Below are 4008 nucleotides of genomic sequence, written 5' to 3'. Positions count from 1 at the left end.
CGTCTGAGTGGGCTTCCAGTACTCTCGATACAAGCTGCCTTTCAGTTAATTTATTGATAGTTACCGGATGACGAATCACGAGGCCTGAACCAACACGAAAATGATCCTGGGGTGTGTTTAGTTCCGCCATACTTGTTGTAAAATTCAAGTTTGCGCCGGAAGAATCCGGGAGGAGATGTAATGTTCCTCCCTTAAACAGCCAGTCCATTAATGAAACTTTTCGAACAGGGTCCCATCGCGGAACATGATCCAGAATCACTTCATCCAGAGAATCCGTTGCCGTGACATAAGGGGGAAATAGCTCTTCCGGGTACCGCATGAACTTACCTCCGCTTTGCGACAGCGAGGTGGTATTGGTAAGAATAATACGTGCGGGTGGAGCTTCGTCATTCTGACTATTGCCAGAATCTCTTCCAGTCCTGGAAATTTTACGACTGTAAATAAAACGCGGTCCCCAGTTAAGGGACCATTCTCCCTGCCCATCGTCAATGAGATAGGGATAAAATTGTATCCATTGTGAACTATAGGGCGCAAGGTAAACTTTCCGACAAAGTGGGGCTCCTACCTTGCTGCCACTGAATTGCAGACGATTCAATTGAATCAACTCATCAAATACTTCGGGAGTATTATTGCTCAGCAGTAGCGAAAGGGGAACACACTCGCCTTTCATCTGCTGATTTCCAAAGCCCCAGATTACTTCTTCTATATCCAGAGCATAAACAGAGGACGGTAAAAGTAACGCAATTCCTGCACAGCCAACCATAATACATTGGCGGCATCTTCTGTTTACAGATTCCGGTATATTCAAAAGTTGCTTCATCGTTCGGAACTCAAAAGAGACTGGCTATTCAAGGGGAGCACAGGAGATCGATCACTGTCTGACTCCTGGTTACCCAGTCGGCCAAGATTTTCATCGATATGGTTGCGGCATTGAGCACGAAACAGATAATAGCAGCCACCATAAATCAAAGTATTGATAATCAGTGGAATCCAGGTTGTACCAAACTCTTGAAATTCTGCGATTTCATTGATCACAATGTACGAAGCAGGACTGAGGAAAAGGCCATAGATAACAGAGCTTTCATCAAATGAAGGATTCAGTATAAACACCGGAAACACCAGAATAAATGGCAAAATGCACCAGATAATAATCACCCCTAACGAGGACAGAATTGCCTTGGTTTGCGATTTCACTTTCATGCCAATCCAGCAAAACAGCCAGATTAACATTGGCAAATAAATGGCGATGGTGATTAACGATCCGATCAGATAGGGTAGCCATTGAATTGCATAGGAGTTTCTATTATGCGGATTGATGTATGCATACTCCCATTTCCACCAGGATTCAAATAACACAATGGTCAGCAACGGAATTAATAATACCAGAGACAAACGCTTCACACCTGCAATTTTTTGGTCCAGTAATCCTCTGCCGGAAATTGGTGTCGTCAATAAAACATCTAAAGTTTCATGGGAACGTTCTCCGGAAATCAAGCTGGTTGCCGAAACAGCCAGCAATAATACAGACAAGCCCCAGACAAGCCATAATAACATGACCGCTCCATCAACAACTGCCTGGGGACTGTTGGTTGCAATGAGAGTGCATAAAAAAAGGACTGGCACTTCAAGTGCAACAAGTATTCGGAATAGATATCGGAACGTACCCAGAGACTTTTTAGAAGTTTCACGCCAGGCGATCGGGGCGTCTTCAGGCAATTGAACCTGATCTTTTACGAGTACGATTCCCCGTGTGACACGGTTATGATTAATTCTGGAAAACACACGGTCCAGAGTTTTAAAGACATTTAACAAGAGATTGCGAGTAGGAAGAAAAGCGCGACGCACCAGAAAATAGTGAGCCATAAGTAAAAATACAAATGTACTGAGAATGATGGGGATGCTGAAAACAAATGTGCTGGCGATAGAGGTAATCCCCCCTCCCCACGCAAAACGATCAAACCAGTAAGGTGCAAAGAGTAAGAAATTGAGTTCCCAGTTTCCGCGCAAGGTAGAATTGTCCCAGAAAGGGATTCGTTGCATTGCACTGGCGAGTAACCTGATAAAATCGCCATAAAAGAACAGATTCAATTCGAAGGCGATGGAAGGGCCAAACAGCATCAAAAACCCGAGAATATAAGTAGCGATAAATGCCGCTACAGTCGTACGAAAGAAACTGGAACATAGTACTCCCAGGGCGGCTACTTGGAACATGGTGAGCACCAGCAACCAGAGCGCATTGAGGAACATAGCGGGAGATACGCCCCCCAGTGTATAAGCAAAGGCTAATATCGGAAGTCCCAGCATCAGAAATGTCACCATGGTAATTAACCGTCCCAGATATTTTTCCAGGATGATTGTGGAAGGACTTAAGCGGGTAATCAGCAACAGTCCGAGGCTGTTGTGTTCCTTTTCCTGAGTAATCACGCTGCAGGTGATCGCTGGTAGAAACAGATAGATTGCAGTGAATTGCAAATAAATCATCGATTCAAAGATTTGACGACCACGTCCGAGAATGGCCATCGGATTATTTTGAAGTCTTGATAATTGATCGATATAAATGAACCCGACACATCCCAAAAATAACAGCGCGTAGATCGTTCTGATGATGTAAGTTCGCCGACGATTGGCCTGTTCGGTTAGTTCTTTAGCCAGCAGAGGAAGACTGAATTGGAATTTTCCCAATTTCATGCGGTTTTTCCTTCCGTCAGCTTCATAAAGACCGTTTCCATATCCATTGCTTCCGCCTGAAACATACGAATTTTTGTACCAGTCGCAGCAATCCTGGCATGCAAATCTTCAACGGCCAACTGATCTTCCTGCAATTGAATTGCCAGACGATCTGCTTGGACCGTGACTGATTTTACGCCATCCATGGCTTCGATTTTCTGGCAGATCCCATTCATTGCGCCGACAATCTGAACGTGCACGATGCGACTTAATTCCAGACGCTTGTAAATATGATCTAATGATCCCTGCGTTACAAATTGTCCGGCTTCAATAATTCCGATACTCGTGCAAAGCTGTGATAATTCATGCAGAATATGGCTTGAAATAATGATAGTTTTTCCCATTTCCTTTAAGGCAACCAAAAGTTCACGAACTTCAATTCGGGCACGGGGATCCAGTCCACTGGCAGGCTCATCCAGTAATAATAAATCAGGATCATGCAGTAATACGCGGGCCAATGCCAATCGTTGTTTCATACCGCGAGACAAAGAATCTACGGGGGCATCAATTTTTCCGGTGAGATCCGTCAGCTCCAGTACATCGTTCACAATCGCTTTTCGCCTGCTTCGATCAATCCGATAAGCGGCTGCGAAAAAGTGCAGATATTCCCGTGCAGTCAGGTCTTCATAAACGCCAAAGAAATCGGGCATATACCCGATCATCTCTCGAATCAGGTGGGGCGCTTTGTGAACGGAAATTCCATTAATCTTGACGGAGTCACATTCATAGTCCCGCTGCAATGTGGCCAGCACTTTGATTGTGGAAGACTTCCCAGCCCCGTTGGGGCCAATAAAACCGAATACTTCTCCTTTGGGAATGGAAAAGGAAATACCTTTGACAGCTTCATACTTCCCATAACGTACCCACAGATTTTTCACTTCCACCATTGGAGGCTGTATGCTCATAAGAATCTGTATTCTTCGCGATCTAAAGGATAAGATGAGGTGATTTACATCTCTGCCACGATATATTGGCGGTAAATTGTATCTTGATCTTCACCAGGAACAAAAACGACAATTAACCATTGATCAGGGTCTGAAGGATCCAGAATACTCAGGTCTTCATAATTTTTCCCTCCAGAGGGTGACGTTTGCGAAACGATCTGAAAAAGTCCCGTTTGATTCCGCACGCAAAGATCATCCATGAAACTACGTTGTTCCTGTTGGTGACCCGGATACTGTTGGAGCTGCTGATTCATCGGGTTCAGCAACGCATATGTTTTCGAATAAAGCATACGGTTATTAGCATTATTTTCTGGCTGTATGGGCGTGAGATTTTTCA

4 protein-coding genes are annotated in these 4008 nt (G+C 44.5%); all 4 read right to left on the bottom strand.

Annotated elements, in window-relative coordinates:
* On the bottom strand, window positions 1-820 hold an 820-nt coding region (locus Q0294_RS10240; protein WP_299464347.1), incomplete at its 3' end, for a hypothetical protein.
* Window positions 817-2688, bottom strand: a complete 1872-nt coding sequence (locus Q0294_RS10235; RefSeq protein ID WP_299464344.1) for an ABC transporter permease subunit — start codon at window positions 2686-2688, stop codon at window positions 817-819. The genes Q0294_RS10235 and Q0294_RS10240, both read right to left, overlap by 4 nt.
* On the bottom strand, window positions 2685-3632 hold the full coding sequence (locus Q0294_RS10230; RefSeq protein WP_299464341.1) for an ABC transporter ATP-binding protein: 948 nt from the start codon (window positions 3630-3632) through the stop codon (window positions 2685-2687). The genes Q0294_RS10235 and Q0294_RS10230 overlap by 4 nt, the downstream gene beginning before the upstream one ends.
* Window positions 3633-3676: 44 nt before the next feature.
* On the bottom strand, window positions 3677-4008 hold a 332-nt coding region (locus Q0294_RS10225), incomplete at its 5' end, for a hypothetical protein (RefSeq protein WP_299464338.1).

It is taken from the genome of uncultured Gimesia sp., from assembly GCF_937919775.1.
Lineage (GTDB): Bacteria > Planctomycetota > Planctomycetia > Planctomycetales > Planctomycetaceae > Gimesia.
This window is presented reverse-complemented; position numbering and strand designations above follow the sequence as displayed.